The sequence below is a fragment of the Marinobacter sp. F4216 genome (assembly GCF_019931195.1).
In the GTDB taxonomy this organism is placed as follows: Bacteria; Pseudomonadota; Gammaproteobacteria; order Pseudomonadales; family Oleiphilaceae; genus Marinobacter; species Marinobacter suaedae.
Genome location: NZ_JAIOUO010000004.1, coordinates 164,118 through 181,559 on the forward strand (window position 1 = coordinate 164,118; position 17,442 = coordinate 181,559).

Here is a 17,442-nt window from a genome sequence, read left to right on the forward strand (position 1 = left end):
CGATTAGTTGTCGGCAACAAACGGTCGTCCCAGATGGTAACCCATGGCTCCGTCGATACCCAATTCAGTGAGTACCGAGTACTCTGCGGCAGTTTCCACACCGGTGGCAAACACTTTCACACCACGGCTATGGGCAATGGAGAGCACCGATTCCACATAGAAGCGATTATCGTCATGGGTGTCGATATCGTGGACGAAGGTGTTGTCGATGCGCAACGCCTGCACGGGCAGGTTCCTCAGGTAACTGAAGGGCACGCCGCCCACACCGAAGCGGTCCACCAGCACCGGCACACCGAGGCGAACCAGTGCCTTCACCAGAATGCCCGCCTCGGTGCGGTGATGGTGAATGGTATGCTCGGAGATACCCACCCACAGGTTGACGCGCTCTTCACCGGCGTCTGACAGCATCGACAGTAAGTTATCCCGAAAAGCCTCACTCGCCACGGACGCGCCGCCCAGCGAAATAGCCAGACCGCGCTCCTGCTCCCTCGCCAGATGGGTGAGCACCTTCCGGACCACCTGACGGTCAATATCGGCGATCAGGCCGAAACGCTCTGCCAGGGGCACGAAGGCACTGGCCTTCAGGGCGACCTCAGGCCCGTCGAGGCGGGAGAATACCTGGTAATACACGGGCTCCGCCTGACCTTCGCTGATCATTGGCTGCATCCACAGGACCAGACTCTGCTCACGAATGGCCTGACTGATGATGGCCCGCCAGGTCTCCAGATTGTGGTGCCCTTCGCTGTCTGGCTCGGACAGCACACAACCGGTGTCGCCTCGCTCCTGCGCCGCCCGCAGCGCCTCATCCGCCGAGGCCAGCATCTCGCGAATGCCCCGCTCTACTCCGGTCGGTGCCACCCCGGCATGAACCGCCACGTCCATGGGCGTGGCGAGATCGGCATAGAGTCCGTCCAGTTGCCTGAGCAGCTCACCACACCAGATTTTCGCATCGGCAGGCAGTACACCGGGTATGTAGATCGAGAACTCGGCACCGTTGCGCCGGCCGGCAAAGGAACCCGCGTGCGCGGCCACAAAGGCACCGATGGACTTCGCCATGGATGACAGCAGGCGATTGGCCTCGTTACGGCCAAAGGTCTGGTTATACTCCGAAAAACCCGCCAACTGCAGCAACACCAGGACACCCGGAGCCGAGCGTTCCTCCGATTCCACTTCGGTTTTCAGGCGCTGATCAAAAGCCCGCTGGCTGGACAACCCGGTGATGGGGTCTTCGTTATTGACCCGGCGCAAATGGGCGATCAGCTTGCCCTGTCCATCGAACAACCGACCGAGGTCGTCCGTCATCTGGTTCATGGCCGAGGTCACCTGATTAAGCTCGCGGGTAGACTGGGCAGTGACCCGATTTCGGAAATTCCTCTGACTCAGGGCCTTGGCATGCTGTTCCAGTGCACGCAAAGGCCTGAGCGCACGGGTAAGCAGTAAAAACAATCCCAACAGGCCGAGGCCGCCAATCACCAGGGTTCCGATGACCAACCCCAGGGTGATGCGCCACAAGTCCTGGTAGGCCCTTTGCGGGTTACTGACCACCTCCACCGTGCCCAGCCGGCTCCAGCCCTGCACCACCTCGGCCTGTCCCGGCGTCAGATCCAGGTCTGCCAGTGACTGGAACCAGCCTGGCGTGGGCATTTCTGACATAGGCAGGACGCGACCGGCGATTTCCTCACCGTTGAGATCCAGGTAGCGCACCGACTGGTAGTGGCCACTGTCAAACACAGCGTCGATCAGTGACGCTGAAGCCACCGGATCCCGACCGTCGATGGCGTTGGAAAGCGACAAGCCAACTGCTGTGGCGCCATCCTGGGCATGCTCAGCTAACTGCTCCGACACATAGGAACGGAAGTAGCCGAAGCTGGACACAAAGCCAACAGCAAGTACCAGCAGCAGCAAGGCGCCAGTAAATAGCAGAAGGATGACGCGCAGGGAAACAGCCCCACGCTGCGTTTGATGACTGGGAGCCCGGTTAACCACCATTCATGAATACTCTGGCTGATTGAGGGCCAGCCGACCGGCAGAAATGTGACTTACTCCGGGCGGTTGACAAAGATTTACACAGAACAACCTGCGCCCACATAAGTAAACACTATAGACTCTGAACAAAGGACTGACGGGGAAAATTGTCCGAGTGGGAGTGGACAAGGACCTAATAAAAAAGAAATAGGCCGGAACACAATGAACGACGAGAGCCAGAAAGAAAAACTCAGGCAGCATTTCGCGCGACGTGTGACAACACAGGCAAGGGTTGTTCTGGATACCTGGCAGAAAATTCACTCGGACCTGAAAGGATCCAGCGCCCATCGCTCGGACTTCTTCGCAGCCACCGACAAGCTGGTGCGGTATGCACAGCGCTTCGAAATGGCGAACCATGCCGAGTCCGGCACCCGAATCCTCGATCTGATCCGGACCTGGCCCGAGGAGACAACCCTCGACGACACCCTGAGCCAGACGCTCCATGACGCCATTGAAAACCTCTCCCGCAGCACACTTCGTCGTACCGATCACGGCAACACCCAGCCCCCCCGTCAGTTCCGGCGCACCCCGGTCTACATTGCGCTGGCCAGCGAAGATCTGTCGGGCCGGCTGGTACGCCAACTGGAATTCTTCGGTTTCCGGGCGGCCGCCTTTACCGATCCCGAAAAACTGATCGAAGCCTGCGGGCTGCATAAACCGGAAACCATCCTGATGGATGTAAACTTTGGCGGCGAGGCCAATGCGGGGCTGTCCACCATCGAGCACCTTCAGGAGCGTCACGATACGGCCATTCCAGTCATTTTTGTCAGCGACGAGGACGGCAGTATTGAGACCCGCCTGCGGGCTTCCCGCTGTGGCGGTGAAGAGTTCTTCTATCCCGCCGTCGACCCGGGGCAGCTGATCGAAAAAATCGAAACCTACACCTACGGCAATACGGTAGATCCCTATCGGGTGCTGGTGCTGGATGACTCCCGGGCCCAGGCCAAATACATGGAAACGGTACTGACCAAGGCCGGCATGAACCCGCACGTCATTACCGACCCAATGCAGATCATGCATGCCCTGGAGGAGTTCCCCCCCGAGATCATCATCCTGGACATGTACATGCCGGGCTGTACCGGCATGGAAATCGCCCGGGTGATCCGCCAGCAGGACAAGCTGCACAGCGTACCGATCATTTACCTGTCCGCCGAGGACGACGTCAGCAAGCAGTTACATGCCATGAGTCTCGGCGGCGACGACTTCCTGACCAAGCCGATCGATCCCAAGCATCTGATCGCCACCATCCATAACAGGGGTCGCCGGGCACGCTCACTGCTGGCGCTGATGATTCGAGACAGCCTGACCGGCCTGTACAATCACACTCATACGCTGCAACTGCTGGATCAGGAAATCAGCAAGGCCAAGCAGAAACAACACCCCCTGTGCTTTGGCATGATCGACATCGATTACTTCAAGAAGATCAACGACACCTTCGGCCACCCAATTGGTGACCGGGTCCTGCGCAGCCTTTCGATGTTCCTTAAACAGCGACTGCGCAAAACCGACCACATCGGCCGTTACGGTGGCGAGGAGTTTGCCATCATCCTGCCGGATACCCGGCCCAGCGATGCCCGCAACATCCTCAACGAAATCCGGGAACGCTTTGCCGAACTGCATCAGCCGGCCGGTGAACGGGTGTTCAACGTGACCTTCAGCTGTGGCATAGCCCAATGGCGAGAAGAAAACTCTCAGGCGTTGTGCGAGCGGGCCGACCAGGCCCTTTACGCTTCCAAGGATCAGGGTCGTAACTGCGTCACCCTCGCCGAAGACTGACCATTCCGCGGCCGGGCGCACCTCCCTGCGTCCGGCGCCCCCCACAGCTATGAAACCAACGTCGTATGGATGCCGGGCCGGCACTTGCCGACAATAGGCACCGCTGGGGCTAACCAGATCCGGCCGCACCCGGTCTGGTTCGCTTCGGGCTACGACCAATTGCCCATTCGAAAACCGCCAAAAAGCATTGATCTGAGCCGAAAAACTGCTCACCATTACAGGAAAATGTCGCGAAATTCCGTGATCCTGCAAAACTTACTAAGGCGCCTCACTCCATGTCGACTATCCTTGTACTCCATGGCCCGAATCTGAACATGCTCGGCACCCGCGAGCCGGAGGTTTATGGACATGAGACCCTAGACGACATTGACAATCGCCTGCGAGAAGCCGCCTCGACGCAGGGACACCATCTGCTTCACCTGCAATCCAACGCCGAGTACGAACTGATTGACCGTATTCATGAGGCCAAGGCGGAAGGGGTGGATTACATCATCATCAACCCGGCCGCCTTCACCCATACCAGCGTCGCCCTGCGCGACGCCTTGCTGGCGTCTGGTATTCCTTTCATTGAGGTGCATTTATCCAATGTTCATGCACGGGAAGCCTTTCGCCACCACTCGTATTTTTCAGATATCGCAGACGGCGTTATCTGCGGCCTGGGCAGCCAAGGCTACGATCTGGCCTTGCAGGCTGCCCTGAAACGACTTCACTGATAGAACAGATATAACGGGATCGGAATAACCATGGATATTCGTAAAGTAAAAAAACTGATTGAGCTGCTCGAAGAGTCCGATGTCGAGGAGTTGGAGATTCACGAGGGAGATGACTCCGTTCGCATCTCCCGCCGTCGCGAACAGACTGGCGGCACCCAGTACGTAAGCCATTACGCGCCAGCTGCGCCCCAGCAGTTTGCTGCTCCGGACACTGCGCCGGCACCGTCGTCAAGCCAGGAAGCTGAGGCGCCGGCCCAACCCAGCGGCCACAGCGTGAAATCGCCGATGGTGGGTACCTTCTACCGGGCACCGTCCCCCACCGCCACCCCGTTTGTGGAAGTGGGCCAGACCGTGAAAGCCGGCGAGGTCATCTGCATTGTGGAAGCAATGAAAATGATGAACCAGATTGAAGCCGACAAGAGCGGTACCATCACGGACATCCTGGTCGAAAACGGCCAGCCGGTTGAATACGACCAGCCACTGGTTGTCATTTCCTGAATTCGGTGAACCTTTCCCATGGCTATGCTAGAAAAAGTTCTGATCGCCAACCGGGGTGAAATTGCCCTGCGCATCCTGCGAGCCTGCAAGGAACTGGGCATCAAGACCGTTGCCGTACACTCCCAGGTTGACCGCGACCTGATGCATGTCCGGCTGGCAGACGAATCGGTCTGTATCGGCCCGAACAATCCGCTGGACAGCTACCTGAACATTCCGTCCATCATCAGTGCGGCGGAAGTGACGGACTCCGTTGGTATCCATCCCGGTTACGGGTTCCTGGCGGAAAACGCCGACTTTGCCGAACAGGTTGAGAAGAGCGGTTTCCGTTTCATCGGCCCGAAGGCTGAAACCATTCGCCTGATGGGCAACAAGGTGTCGGCCATCAACGCCATGATCAAGGCCGGCGTACCCACCGTTCCCGGCTCTGACGGCCCGATCACCGATGACCACGAACGCACCCTGCGCATCGCCCGTGAAATTGGTTATCCGATCATGATCAAGGCCGCCGCCGGTGGCGGTGGTCGGGGCATGCAGGTAGTGCACTCCGAGGCAACCCTGCTCAAGTCCATCCAGATTACCCAGAGTGAGGCCCGCAACGCCTTCGGTGACCCCACCGTGTACCTGGAAAAATTCCTGGAGCATCCCCGCCACGTGGAGGTGCAGGTGCTCGCCGACATGCACGGCAACTGCATTCACCTGGGTGACCGGGACTGCTCCATGCAGCGCCGGAATCAGAAGGTGATTGAGGAGGCCCCGGCCCCCAACATCAACCAGGAATCCCGGGCCCGCACCCTTAAGGCGTGCGTGGATGCGTGCAAGGAAATTGGTTACGTCGGTGCAGGTACCTTTGAATTCCTGTACCAGGATGGCGAGTTCTACTTCATTGAAATGAACACCCGGGTTCAGGTGGAGCACCCGGTGTCCGAGATGGTCACCGGCGTGGATATCGTGCGCGAACAGCTGCGCATCGCCAGTGGTTTGCCCCTGCAGTACAGCCAGGAGGACATCCGCATCTCCGGCCATGCCATGGAGTGCCGGATCAACGCCGAAGACCCGAAGTCCTTCGTGCCCAGCCCCGGCAAGGTCAAGCACTACCACGCCCCCGGCGGCTATGGCGTGCGGGTCGATTCGCATCTGTACAGCGGCTACACAGTACCGCCCTACTACGACTCCCTGATTGCTAAACTCATTACCTGGGGAGACGACCGGGAAATCGCCCGTCGCCGTATGAAGAACGCGCTGGACGAACTGGTGGTGGAAGGCATCAAGACCAATCAGCCGCTACACCGCCGACTGGTACGCGACGGTGGCTTCAAGCAGGTAGACTTTACCATTCACCACCTGGAAAAACTGATGCGGGAATAATCGCCCCGTCGCCAACAGCAGGACCCACTATGCCCTGGATACAACTCCAGATCCCTGCGACCCCGGAGGACGCGGACCAGCTTGAAGACGTGCTCATGGAGATGGGCGCTGACGCCGTCTCCATGGAGGACGCCGCCGACCAGCCCCTTTACGAACCGGATCCCGGCACCACCCCGCTGTGGAGCCAGACGGTCGTTAAGGGGCTGTTCCAGTCTGACCGGGACATCGATCAGTTGTGTGCGGACGTCCGGGATGCCTGGCATCAGGCCACCCAGCAGAGCTTGCCGGATATCGAGGTCAGCCTGATCAAGGACCAGGACTGGGAACGCGCCTGGATGGATGATTTTCAGCCTCTGCAGTTCGGTCAGCGACTGTGGATTGTGCCAAGCTGGCATCAACCACCCGATCCTGAGGCGGCCAACCTGATGCTGGACCCGGGCCTGGCCTTCGGCACCGGCACTCATCCGACCACCGCCCTGTGTCTGGAATGGCTGGACGGCCAGGATGTGCAGGGCAAGCAAGTGACCGACTACGGCTGCGGTTCTGGCATTCTGGGCCTGGCCGCCCTGCTGCTGGGCGCGGACCATGTCGTTGGCGTGGATACCGATCCCCAGGCCCTGGAGGCCAGTCGCGACAACGCCCGGCGCAACAGCGTAGAAGACAGTCGTCTGGACCTGTATTTGCCGGAAAACGAGCCCGATACCCAGGCCGACCTTATGCTGGCCAATATTCTGGCCCAGCCGCTTATCGGCCTGGCCTCCCATCTGGCCAAACTCACCAAGCCCGGCGGCCAACTGGTGCTGTCTGGCATTTTGTCGAATCAGGCCCGTGAGGTCATGGAAGCTTATGAGCCCTGGTTCATCATGGACGAGCCCGAGCAGCGGGAAGAATGGATACGCCTCACAGGACGCCGCCACGACGGGTGACGCAAGGCACGAGAACCTCTAAACTGCCAATTTTGTAGTTAAGTGCCTTTCAGGACGGAAGAATGAGCCAGAGCAGTCTGCAAACCCAGTGCCCCAAATGCGAGACACGATTCCGGGTAACCGAGGACCAACTCAGCGTTGCCAGGGGCAAGGTTCGTTGCGGAAACTGCATGTCGGTGTTCAACGCCATTGAGCATCAGGTAGTGCCAGAGGGCTCGGCGAGCAAGCCACAGACCGAAGCGCCAAAAGCGGAGCAGCCTGGAAAATTTTCCACGGAAGAAGAGTTTGTCTTCGCCGACAACCCGGACGAAGACGCCACCGAAGGCCATTACACCGGAAGCACGCTGAGCTTTTCCGACGATGAACTGAGCGACAGCTTCCGCACCATCGACGAAAAACCTTCCAGCACCTTCACAGACATCGACCACGAAGACTCGAACGAAAATATCGATGAAAGCTGGGCCGAGGCGATGCTCAACGAGCTCGGCGATGCCGAACCGGAAGCCCCTCGAAAGCCCACCAAAAGGGAACCCGCCGCCCGGGCCGAGGTACCCCCGCAGCCAGCACCGGAACCCATTGCCCCTGAGCCGGCCAGGACATCTGTGCCCGAGGACACGCCCACGGAGCCGCCTGCCAACGAGCAAACGCCAGCTCCAACCGCACCGCCAACCGAATCCGGCTTTGAATTGATGGACGACACCACGACCTTCCGTGCCACCGGCCAGGAAGACCGTCTTGGCGAACCCATGTCCGCTTCCGTCCCATTCAGTGACCTGCGCCGTGAGCCGGTCTCGGTGCCCAGCAGTGGCGGCGGACGGCTGCGCACCTTCCTCTGGAGTCTTGTGGTCCTGGCACTGCTCGGCGTCCTGGTCGCCCAGGTCACCTGGTTCCAGTTCGATCGCCTGTCCGCCATTCCCGAATTACGCCCCTTCTACGAAAAAGGCTGCGAACTGGCAGGATGCGAACTCGAACCGCTGGTCAATGTGGGCGCCATTCAGAGCCGGAAACTGGTGGTCAAAACCAATCCGGAAAACAGGACCCAGCTGCTGGTGGACGCAGTTATCATCAACCGGGGCAAGTTTGAACAGCCGTTCCCGGCCATCGCCCTCACTTTCTCCAACCTGAACGGCGATGTGGTGGCCCAGAGCATCTTTACACCCGAAGAATACCTGGCAGGCGAAGGCCGAAGTCTGGAAGCCATGCCGACCAACACACCGGTTCGCATTGCCATTTCCATTCGCGACCCGGGCAAAGATGCGGTCAACTACAACATTATCTTCCGCCCCCACACACCCTGAGCGGCTAGCAAGTATTTACCCGCAAGTAAATACGGACCGCCGCTCAGAAGAACAAAAGTCAAACAAAAAGCACGAAAAATAATCACCTTTTTCACCGTCAGGCCCCTTCAATCAGGCCGGCCCCGACGGTATCATTAGCGCCCTTCGGTTCTTGGTCGATCACTAATTGAACAACCATTAAATATCCGAAATTTGCTTAACCCGCTGTGACACGGACTCAGATCATGCTGCCGACGGCAAAAATCGGGCCGTACACCTTGCCCAATCCGCTCATTGTTGCACCGATGGCCGGTGTGACCGACCGTCCCTTTCGGCTTCTGTGCCGGAGGATGGGAGCAGGCCTGGCGGTCTCCGAGATGGTCATAGCGGACAGCAAACTCTGGCATACCCGCAAGTCCAAGTTTCGTCTGAATCATACGGGCGAACCGGAGCCACGGTCGGTTCAGATCGCGGGCGGCGATCCGGAGATGCTCGCCACCGCAGCCAGGAAGAACGCCGAGCTCGGCGCCCAGATAATCGACATCAATATGGGCTGCCCTGCCAAGAAAGTGTGTAACAAGGCAGCAGGCTCTGCACTGATGAGGGATGAAAAACTGGTCGGAGAAATCCTGACCGCCGTCGTCAATGCGGTGGATATTCCGGTCACGCTGAAAATGCGCACCGGCTGGAATCACGAGCATCGCAATGCGCCAACGATTGCCCGCATGGCGGAAGAGGCAGGCATTCAGGCCCTGGCGATCCACGGTCGCACCCGTGCCGACAAATACAACGGTGACGCAGAGTACGACACCATTGCCGAGGTGAAAGCCCAGGTCGATATTCCGGTGTTTGCCAACGGCGATATCAACTCCCCGGAAAAAGCCCGGCACGTGCTCCAGTACACCGGTGCCGATGGCCTGCTGATCGGCCGGGCAGCACAGGGCAGGCCCTGGATCTTCCGGGAAATCCTGCATTTCCTGGAAACCGGAAAGCACCTGCCCGCACCACCGATGGACGAAGTGGAGCAGATCCTGGCGGAGCATCTGGATGCATTGCACGGTTTCTATGGCGAAACCATGGGCGTGCGGATTGCCAGAAAGCATGTGGGCTGGTACCTGCAGACCCACGAGCAGGGCGAACAGTTTCGCAGACGCTTCAACGCGATCGATTGCGCGCTGGAGCAGAGAGACAGTATTCAACAGTACTTTGAAGATTTACGAAATGGAGAGGTATTCGCAGCATGACCGCTGAGACTTTGGCTTCTGAAAACCTGAACACTCAGGTTAACGATGATATCCATCAGCTGAAAACGCTGAATGGCGGCGGCAACCATGTCACCCTGCGTGACAGCGTCGAAGTTGCGCTGAAAAACTACTTCGCGCAGCTGGACGGCGCACCGGTAACCGACGTCTACCAGCTGGTGTTGTCCGAAGTGGAAGCGCCCCTGCTGGAGCAGGTGATGAAGTACACCCGTAACAACCAGACCAAGGCGTCAGTGATGCTGGGATTGAACCGCGGCACTCTGCGGAAGAAACTCAAGCAGTACGGTCTGCTATAATCCCGACACCCGTTTTAATAAGGGCCTCCCGGACACACTTCGCGAGGCCCTTATTCGTTCATCCCGCAGCAAAAAGAAAGTGACACATGGCAAATCAGGTTAACACCCCGATCCGTCGCGCACTGATCAGCGTGAGTGACAAAACCGGCATCGTCGACTTCGGCCGCGCCCTCACCGAACTCGGCGTCGAACTGCTTTCCACCGGCGGCACCTTCCGCCTCCTGAAAGAAAACAACGTTCCGGTCACCGAAGTTTCCGACTACACAGGCTTCCCCGAGATGATGGATGGCCGGGTCAAAACCCTGCATCCGAAGATTCACGGTGGCATCCTGGGCCGGCGCGGCACCGACGACAGTGTGATGGCCGAACACGGTATCAACGCCATCGACATGGTCGTGGTCAACCTGTACCCGTTCGAAGAAACGGTGGCCAACCCGGACTGTGACCTGCCTACCGCCATCGAGAACATCGACATCGGCGGGCCAACCATGGTCCGTGCTGCCGCCAAGAACCACAACGACGTTGCTATCGTGGTAAACGCGTCCGACTACAGCAGCGTGCTGAAAGAGCTGAAAGACAACGGCGGTGAACTGACCTATCGCACCCGTTTTGATCTGGCCGTGAAGGCGTTCGAGCACACCGCCGGTTACGATGGCGCCATTGCCAACTACCTGGGCGGACGTACGGCCGACAACGAGACTCCCGATTTCCCCCGCACCTTCAACACTCAGTTCGTGAAAGTGCAGGACATGCGTTACGGCGAGAACCCGCACCAGCGGGCGGCTTTTTACGCCGAACGCAACCCTAAGGAAGCCTGTGTTGCGACCGCCAAGCAGCTGCAGGGCAAAGAGCTTTCCTACAACAACGTGGCCGATACCGACGCCGCGCTGGAGTGCGTCAAGCCGTTTGCCGATCCTGCCTGTGTCATCGTCAAGCACGCCAACCCCTGTGGTGTCGCCATTGGCGCGGATATCCGTCAGGCCTACGACCTGGCCTTCGCCACCGACCCCACTTCCGCGTTCGGCGGCATCATTGCCTTTAACCGGGAGCTGGACGCCGAAACGGCCAGCGCCATCATCGAGCGTCAGTTCGTCGAAGTGATCATTGCGCCAACCGTCAGCGCTGAAGCCGCCGAACTGGTGTCAGCCAAGAAAAACGTGCGCTTGCTGGCCTGCGGCGAGTTCAATGGCGAGCGTATCCAGAGCATGGACTACAAGCGAGTGACCGGCGGCCTGCTGGTTCAGGATCGGGATCTGGGCATGGTGGCCATGGAAGACGTCAAGGTGGTCACCGAGCGCCAGCCGTCCGAAGAAGAGCTGAACGACCTGCTGTTTGCCTGGGAAGTGGCCAAGTACGTCAAGTCCAACGCCATCGTGTATGCCAAGGCCGGCCGCACCATTGGCATTGGCGCAGGCCAGATGAGCCGCGTCTACAGTGCCCGCATCGCCGGCATCAAGGCCGCCGATGAGGGCCTGGAAGTGAAAGGCTCCGTGATGTCCTCCGATGCCTTCTTCCCGTTCCGCGATGGCATTGATGCCGCCGCCGAAGCGGGCATTACCGCGGTCATCCAGCCGGGTGGCTCCATGCGCGACCAGGAAGTGATCGATGCGGCCAATGAGCACGGCATTGCCATGGTATTCACCGGCATGCGCCATTTCCGCCACTGATTCGGATTTCGCAAAAGGATTATGAGCATGAACGTACTTGTTATTGGCAGCGGCGGTCGTGAACACGCCCTGGCCTGGAAAGCCGCCCAGTGCCCGGACGCCGAACGCGTCTTTGTAGCGCCCGGGAATGCCGGCACCGCTCGTGAACCGGGTCTGGAAAACGTGGCCATCGACGTGATGGACCTGGACGGCCTGGCCAACTTCGCTGCAGCCAACAACGTTGGCCTGACCATTGTGGGCCCGGAAGCGCCACTGGTTGCCGGCATCGTCGACAAATTTGAAGAGCGAGGCCTGCGAGTGTTCGGCCCAAGTGCGGGCGCAGCACAGCTGGAAGGTTCCAAGGCCTTCACCAAGGACTTCCTAGCAAGACACACCATTCCCACCGCAGCCTACGCCAACTTCACCGATGTGGACCAGGCGCTGGCCTACGTCCGTGAGCAAGGCGCCCCGATTGTCGTCAAGGCCGACGGCCTGGCCGCCGGCAAAGGCGTTATCGTGGCGATGACCCTGGAAGAAGCTGAAGACGCCATTCGCGACATGCTGTCGGGCAATACCTTTGGTGACGCAGGCAGCCGCGTGGTGATCGAGGAATTCCTCGACGGCGAGGAAGCCAGTTTCATCGTTATGGTGGATGGCGAGAATGTCCTGCCCATGGCGACCTCCCAGGACCACAAACGTGTCGGTGATGGCGATACCGGACCCAATACCGGAGGCATGGGTGCCTACTCTCCTGCGCCTGTGGTCACCGCCGACATCCATAAGCGGATCATGGACGAGGTGATCTACCCTACCGTGCGTGGCATGGCCGCCGAAGGGCATCCCTACAAGGGGTTCCTGTACGCCGGCCTGATGATCGACGCGTCCGGTGCGCCAAAGGTGATCGAATTCAACTGCCGTTTTGGTGACCCGGAAACCCAGCCCATCATGCTGCGTATGCGCTCCGACCTGGTCGAGCTGTGCAACGCTGCGATTGATGGCAAGCTGGACCAGTGCAGCTCCGACTGGGACGAGCGCGCCTCTGTGGGCATTGTTCTGGCCGCCGGCGGCTACCCCGGCAGCTACAACAAGGGGGACGCCATCAGCGGCCTGCCACAGGCCGAAACCGAAGGCGAAAAGGTGTTTCACGCAGGCACCAAGCTGGACGGCGAACAGGTCGTGACCGCCGGCGGACGGGTACTGTGCGCCACCGCACTGGGCAACACCGTCACCGAAGCCCAGCAGCGGGCCTACAAGCTCGCCGAATCCATTTGCTGGGACGGCGTGTTCTACCGCAAGGACATTGCATATCGGGCCATCGCCCGTGAGCAGGCCTGATACAACACACGAAATCAAAGCCCGGTCATTGACCGGGCTTTTTTATGGGATACAGTCTGTGATCACACCGGCATCGCCGTCTCGTGATTGATCAGGAGTTGTTCTTATGCCCCGAAAAACCGGCTTCAAGGTTTCCCTGTTAATACTCTCCATGCTGTGGCTGAGCGCCTGCTCCCGGCACAGCATGTACGAGACTGCGATTGGCCTGGAGCGTTCCGGTGCCGGGCTGCAGGTCAAGACCGTGGAGGTCGGGGACTGGCAGATAGCCTATCTGGCTAACAAGGAACCAACCGATGGCGACACCGTGGTGATGGTTCACGGTTTCGGCGCCGACAAGGACAACTGGACCCGCCTGGCCAGGGAGCTGACCGACGACTTCAACGTTTACGCCATCGACCTGCCCGGCCACGGTGACAGCAGCAAGCCGATGGACCTGGGTTACAGCCTGGCCCAGCAGACGGAACACCTGGCCCGCATTCTCGACGCCCTGGCCCTGAACCAGTACCACATGATGGGCAACTCCATGGGTGGCGCCATCACCGCCCTGTATTCGTCCCGTTACCCGGACCGCATCAAGTCCGCCATGCTGCTCAACCCGGCAGGCATCATGGAATACGAATCGGAACTGGTGGACCTGGTTGTCGCCGGTGACAACCCGCTGATTCCAAGCAAACCGGGCGACTTTGAGCGTCTGATCGACTTTGCCCTCCAGGAAAAGCCGTTCATCCCCTGGCCAGTGCTCGGTGTGGTGGAAGAAAAAAAGATCGCTAACCGGGAAATCAACGAAGTGATTTTCGAAGCCATCCGTGACAGTGGCTTCCAGACCGAGTTCCGCCAGCGCATCCAAGGTATACAGGCCCCGACCCTCGTGGTGTGGGGCAAAGAGGATCGGGTCATCAACTACCGTAACGGCGATCTGTTCGTGTCACTGATCGACAACGCCCGGCTGGAAATCATGGAAGACATTGGCCACGCACCAATGATCGAAGCACCCGAACGCTCCGCAGAGCTTTTCAGGGAACTGGCCGACGCGTCGGATTAACCGGCGCTCCGGAATAAATTCCGGCGGATTCCACGTTAATCGACTACAACGGGGGCGCGAAAAAGGATAGCCTTGCACTCGTAACCCTGTGATTACAGAAAGAATCCGCCAATGCCTGAAGCTCTCTGGATATCCTTTGCCTTTATTCTTGGCCTGATGGTGAAAACCGTCGGACTCCCTCCTCTGGTAGGCTATCTGGCTGCCGGCTTCCTACTAAGTGGACTTGGCTCGGTCACCGACCTGACAATCGAGTCCACACACGCACTGGAAGAATTCGCTCACATTGGCGTTCTGCTACTGCTCTTTACTGTCGGTCTCAAGCTCAAGCTCCGGTCCATTTTCAGCCCGGAAGTCATTGGTGGCAGCCTGCTGCACTTCGCAATTACCTGCACGGTTTTCACTCCGGGGCTGTACCTGCTGATGGACCTGTCCTGGTCCACCGCCCTGCTGCTGGCCATCGCCCTGTCGTTCTCCTCCACGGTGCTGGCGGCCAAGGTTCTGGAATCAAAGCGCGAACTGAGGGCGTTTCATGGTCGGGTCGCCATCGGCATCCTGATCATGCAGGATCTGATTGCCCTGGCGGTGATGAGTTTCGCTGCCGGCCAGACACCATCCCAGTGGGCGTTGATTGTGTTCGGCTTGCCCCTGTTGCGACCGGTGCTGTTCCGCTTGCTCGACGCCAGTGGTCACGACGAATTGCTGGTGCTGCTGGGCCTGTTGCTGGCCCTGGTCCTTGGTGGCTACGGATTTGACATGGTGGGCCTGAGCTCCGAACTTGGCGCCCTGGTGTTCGGGGCCATGCTGGCCAAACACCCCCGTTCTCAGGAGCTGTCCAAGTCGCTGTGGAGCGTGAAAGAGATGTTCCTGGTGGGCTTTTTCCTGCAAATTGGTATCGGCGGACTACCGGATGCCGATTCCCTGATGTTCGCGGTGATTGCTGGGCTGGTGCTGCCCCTCAAAGGGATACTGTTCTTTTTCCTGCTACTCGCCTTCCGGCTACGAGCGCGCAGTGCGTTTCTCTCGTCACTGGCGCTGACCAACTACAGCGAATTCGGTTTGATCGTCGCCAGCGTGGCTCTGCCGGAATGGCTGGTCCCACTGGCGATCTCGGTGTCCATTTCGTTTGCCATCTCTGCCCCACTGAACCGGTTTGCCCACCCGATCTTCGAGCGTTATGGCAACCGGCTCACCCCGTTTGAAGGCAAACAGCATCATCCGGATGAACAGCCGATTTCTCTGGGCACCACCCGGGTTCTGATCATGGGAATGGGCCGGACCGGCACCGCCGCTTATGACTGGATAGCCAGGCACGAGACCGAACTGATGGGGCTGGACTCGGACCCGGCAAAAGCGCAGAAGCATCAGAAGCGGGGTCGCAATGTGGTCTTTGCCGATGCGGAAGATGCCTCCTTCTGGAGCGGGCTGCACATGCCATCCGTGCACTCGGTGATCCTCGCGCTCGGGGATATTGAAGCCAAGCTGGTCGCCGCCCGTATGCTCAGAAAACTCGGCTTCCGGGGCTACATTGTGGCGCACACCATGTACGACGACGAAGCCAAGGCGATTCGTGAAGCCGGTGCCAATGACGCCTACCTGACCATGAGCGAAACGGGCGTGGCTCTGGGCAGCCACATCATCACGCGCCAGGAACAGAAAGAAAGCTGACGCCCAGTTACCGGGCGCAGGTTCGGAAACCGGTGTAGACGTCGTTGCGCAGCGGCAAATAGGCCTGCCGATAGGTGCCACGAATCAGGCACGAAGAGGTAGCGCAACTGCCTCCCCGGCTCACCTTGTGATCCCCGAACTGCAAGGTGGACATGAACGGATACATATCCACCTTGAAGCCGTCGTAAGGCAGAAACTGGTTGCTGGTCCACTCCCAGACACTACCGATCATCTGTCTGCAACCGAAAGGACTGTCGGATTCCGGATAATCAAACACCGGGTTTTGCCCCATGCAAAGGGCGTCCAGATCCGCCAGATGCTTATCGGGATACTCGTTGCCCCACGGAAAACGGCGGAAGGTCTCACCCGGTCGATTGGCCAGGGCGGCCACTTCCCATTCGAATTCCGTTGGCAGGCGCCTGCCCGCCCATTGGCAGTAGGCCTCCGCTTCCCAGTAAGTCAGGTGCTTCGCAGGTGCATCCAGGTTCAGCGGTTGCCAGCGGTCAAACACCCGCTCCTGCCAGGCGTTGTCGTGCCAGCGCCAGTACAGCGGGTGCAATGGTGCCCGTGGCATGGGTTCGGTGCTGCCATGGACCAGCGCAACGTCCACCTCTGTCTCAAGCCACTTGCGACCGCCAAACGACCACAAGCCGGGCTTGCGGTAACCGCCATCTTCCACAAAGGCCAGATACTCCCCGCAGGACACCGGTTGCCGGGCGATCGCAAAGGCGTCCATTTCGACTTCGAACCTCGGCTTCTCGTTGTCAAAAGCAAAGTCTTCCATTGGGTATCGGGGCGAGGCATCTGGCATGCCAATCACCCAGCGTCCGGCGGGAATCTCAGCATCGCCGGGTACCGGAGCGCCTGGCGCAGGACGCTCAAACGTCGCGTCCGGAGTCGCGGGATAACCAACCGTCTGGCGACACCAGGTCATGGATTCGATATGCATGTTCTGGTGGAACACCGAATATCGGTTCAGGTACAAGGCCTGGTTATCCAGCGGCGTTGAACGGATGCGCTCGGCCACCCGGTCGTAGATCGTGTCAAAGTAGGCAAGAGTTTGTTCCCGCCCCGGGAAAAACTCCCGATTCCAGCGGTCCCGGTGCTCGATGTGAAAGGAATCCCACAAATCATCCATGGAAGGGTCAACACTGGGTGTGCCGTCGAGCAGGTTGAACACGAACACTTCGTAAAAGAACGCGGAATGTCCCATCTCCCACAGCGGTGGGTTCACTCCGGGATGGTACGGAACATCCAGTTTTTCATCAGGCAGTGAGGTAATCAGCGCCCGCGTGCGCTGCCGGGAGCGTTCAAGATCGGCCAGTAACGTGTTGCGCCAGGTTTCCACCGCATCGATCGCGTTCATTTCACCCATAGATCACCAGACTCCTTCGGTTTTCCCCAGCATAGCAGAAGGTGCGGTTCCGAAACGTCAGCAGTAAAACGTCAAGATTCTTTACGACTTTACGAACGGCGTTTTGGATCGGCCTTGCCAACCAGTTGAAACAAAGCCACATTGAAAGATTGGCACACAATGTGACTCCCGTCTCAAATCCGGGGTGCGACAGGATCGAAGCCCGGGATCTGGAAGCTCACCTTCCAGCGCATCGCCCCAC

Annotated in this window: 14 protein-coding genes; 12 read left to right on the top strand and 2 right to left on the bottom strand. The window is 59.2% G+C overall.

Annotated features, from left to right (window positions below; all coding sequences use genetic code 11):
- Positions 1–3 precede the first annotated feature (3 nt).
- A complete protein-coding gene (locus tag K8I84_RS10200) occupies positions 4–1,989 on the bottom strand; it encodes an EAL domain-containing protein (RefSeq protein WP_223794655.1) in 1,986 nt (661 codons plus the stop codon).
- 198 nt (positions 1,990–2,187) lie between these two features.
- On the opposite strand from K8I84_RS10200, the gene K8I84_RS10205 reads away from it, so the two are divergent.
- The 12 genes from K8I84_RS10205 to K8I84_RS10260 all read left to right on the top strand — a co-directional run bounded on the left by K8I84_RS10205 (position 2,188) and on the right by K8I84_RS10260 (position 15,826).
- Positions 2,188–3,801 (top strand): diguanylate cyclase, encoded by a 1,614-nt coding sequence (locus K8I84_RS10205; protein WP_223794656.1) that lies wholly within the window; start codon positions 2,188–2,190, stop codon positions 3,799–3,801.
- Positions 3,802–4,076: 275 nt separating this feature from the next.
- The gene (gene aroQ, locus K8I84_RS10210) at positions 4,077–4,514 is read left to right on the top strand and encodes a type II 3-dehydroquinate dehydratase (RefSeq protein WP_223794657.1); all 438 of its coding nucleotides are present in this window, start codon (positions 4,077–4,079) and stop codon (positions 4,512–4,514) included.
- A gap of 30 nt (positions 4,515–4,544) precedes the next feature.
- Complete coding sequence (gene accB, locus K8I84_RS10215; protein WP_223794658.1) at positions 4,545–5,012, top strand: acetyl-CoA carboxylase biotin carboxyl carrier protein; 468 nt, start codon at positions 4,545–4,547, stop codon at positions 5,010–5,012.
- A gap of 18 nt (positions 5,013–5,030) precedes the next feature.
- A complete protein-coding gene (gene accC, locus K8I84_RS10220; protein ID WP_223794659.1) occupies positions 5,031–6,377 on the top strand; it encodes an acetyl-CoA carboxylase biotin carboxylase subunit in 1,347 nt (448 codons plus the stop codon).
- A 29-nt stretch (positions 6,378–6,406) separates the two neighbouring features.
- On the top strand, positions 6,407–7,303 hold the full coding sequence (prmA, locus tag K8I84_RS10225) for a 50S ribosomal protein L11 methyltransferase (RefSeq protein ID WP_223794660.1): 897 nt from the start codon (positions 6,407–6,409) through the stop codon (positions 7,301–7,303).
- A gap of 62 nt (positions 7,304–7,365) precedes the next feature.
- Complete coding sequence (locus tag K8I84_RS10230; RefSeq protein ID WP_223794661.1) at positions 7,366–8,601, top strand: DUF3426 domain-containing protein; 1,236 nt, start codon at positions 7,366–7,368, stop codon at positions 8,599–8,601.
- 224 nt (positions 8,602–8,825) lie between these two features.
- Positions 8,826–9,824, top strand: a complete 999-nt coding sequence (gene dusB, locus K8I84_RS10235; protein ID WP_223794662.1) for a tRNA dihydrouridine synthase DusB — start codon at positions 8,826–8,828, stop codon at positions 9,822–9,824.
- Positions 9,821–10,138, top strand: a complete 318-nt coding sequence (fis, locus tag K8I84_RS10240) for a DNA-binding transcriptional regulator Fis (protein ID WP_223794663.1) — start codon at positions 9,821–9,823, stop codon at positions 10,136–10,138. The genes dusB and fis overlap by 4 nt, the downstream gene beginning before the upstream one ends.
- 86 nt (positions 10,139–10,224) lie before the next feature.
- A complete protein-coding gene (gene purH, locus K8I84_RS10245) occupies positions 10,225–11,805 on the top strand; it encodes a bifunctional phosphoribosylaminoimidazolecarboxamide formyltransferase/IMP cyclohydrolase (protein WP_223794664.1) in 1,581 nt (526 codons plus the stop codon).
- Positions 11,806–11,832: 27 nt separating this feature from the next.
- A complete protein-coding gene (gene purD / locus K8I84_RS10250; RefSeq protein WP_223794665.1) occupies positions 11,833–13,119 on the top strand; it encodes a phosphoribosylamine--glycine ligase in 1,287 nt (428 codons plus the stop codon).
- Positions 13,120–13,225: 106 nt separating this feature from the next.
- Complete coding sequence (locus K8I84_RS10255; protein ID WP_223794666.1) at positions 13,226–14,161, top strand: alpha/beta fold hydrolase; 936 nt, start codon at positions 13,226–13,228, stop codon at positions 14,159–14,161.
- A gap of 111 nt (positions 14,162–14,272) precedes the next feature.
- Complete coding sequence (locus K8I84_RS10260) at positions 14,273–15,826, top strand: cation:proton antiporter family protein (protein ID WP_223794667.1); 1,554 nt, start codon at positions 14,273–14,275, stop codon at positions 15,824–15,826.
- Positions 15,827–15,833: 7 nt separating this feature from the next.
- Here the strand turns inward: K8I84_RS10260 and senA are convergent, their stop codons facing one another.
- Entirely contained in the window at positions 15,834–17,201 is a 1,368-nt protein-coding gene (senA, locus tag K8I84_RS10265) for a selenoneine synthase SenA (protein WP_223794668.1), read from the bottom strand.
- Positions 17,202–17,442 lie beyond the last annotated feature (241 nt).

Excerpts from the sequence above, each read along its gene's own strand:
- K8I84_RS10200 (WP_223794655.1), bottom strand. The coding sequence starts at position 1,989 with ATGGTGGTTAACCGGGCTCCCAGTCATCAAACGCAGCGTGGGGCTGTT.
- K8I84_RS10205 (WP_223794656.1), top strand. The coding sequence starts at position 2,188 with ATGAACGACGAGAGCCAGAAAGAAAAACTCAGGCAGCATTTCGCGCGA.
- purD (WP_223794665.1), top strand. The coding sequence starts at position 11,833 with ATGAACGTACTTGTTATTGGCAGCGGCGGTCGTGAACACGCCCTGGCC.
- accC (WP_223794659.1), top strand. The coding sequence starts at position 5,031 with ATGGCTATGCTAGAAAAAGTTCTGATCGCCAACCGGGGTGAAATTGCC.
- aroQ (WP_223794657.1), top strand. The coding sequence starts at position 4,077 with ATGTCGACTATCCTTGTACTCCATGGCCCGAATCTGAACATGCTCGGC.
- accB (WP_223794658.1), top strand. The coding sequence starts at position 4,545 with ATGGATATTCGTAAAGTAAAAAAACTGATTGAGCTGCTCGAAGAGTCC.
- purH (WP_223794664.1), top strand. The coding sequence starts at position 10,225 with ATGGCAAATCAGGTTAACACCCCGATCCGTCGCGCACTGATCAGCGTG.
- K8I84_RS10230 (WP_223794661.1), top strand. The coding sequence starts at position 7,366 with ATGAGCCAGAGCAGTCTGCAAACCCAGTGCCCCAAATGCGAGACACGA.
- senA (WP_223794668.1), bottom strand. The coding sequence starts at position 17,201 with ATGGGTGAAATGAACGCGATCGATGCGGTGGAAACCTGGCGCAACACG.
- prmA (WP_223794660.1), top strand. The coding sequence starts at position 6,407 with ATGCCCTGGATACAACTCCAGATCCCTGCGACCCCGGAGGACGCGGAC.
- dusB (WP_223794662.1), top strand. The coding sequence starts at position 8,826 with ATGCTGCCGACGGCAAAAATCGGGCCGTACACCTTGCCCAATCCGCTC.
- fis (WP_223794663.1), top strand. The coding sequence starts at position 9,821 with ATGACCGCTGAGACTTTGGCTTCTGAAAACCTGAACACTCAGGTTAAC.
- K8I84_RS10255 (WP_223794666.1), top strand. The coding sequence starts at position 13,226 with ATGCCCCGAAAAACCGGCTTCAAGGTTTCCCTGTTAATACTCTCCATG.
- K8I84_RS10260 (WP_223794667.1), top strand. The coding sequence starts at position 14,273 with ATGCCTGAAGCTCTCTGGATATCCTTTGCCTTTATTCTTGGCCTGATG.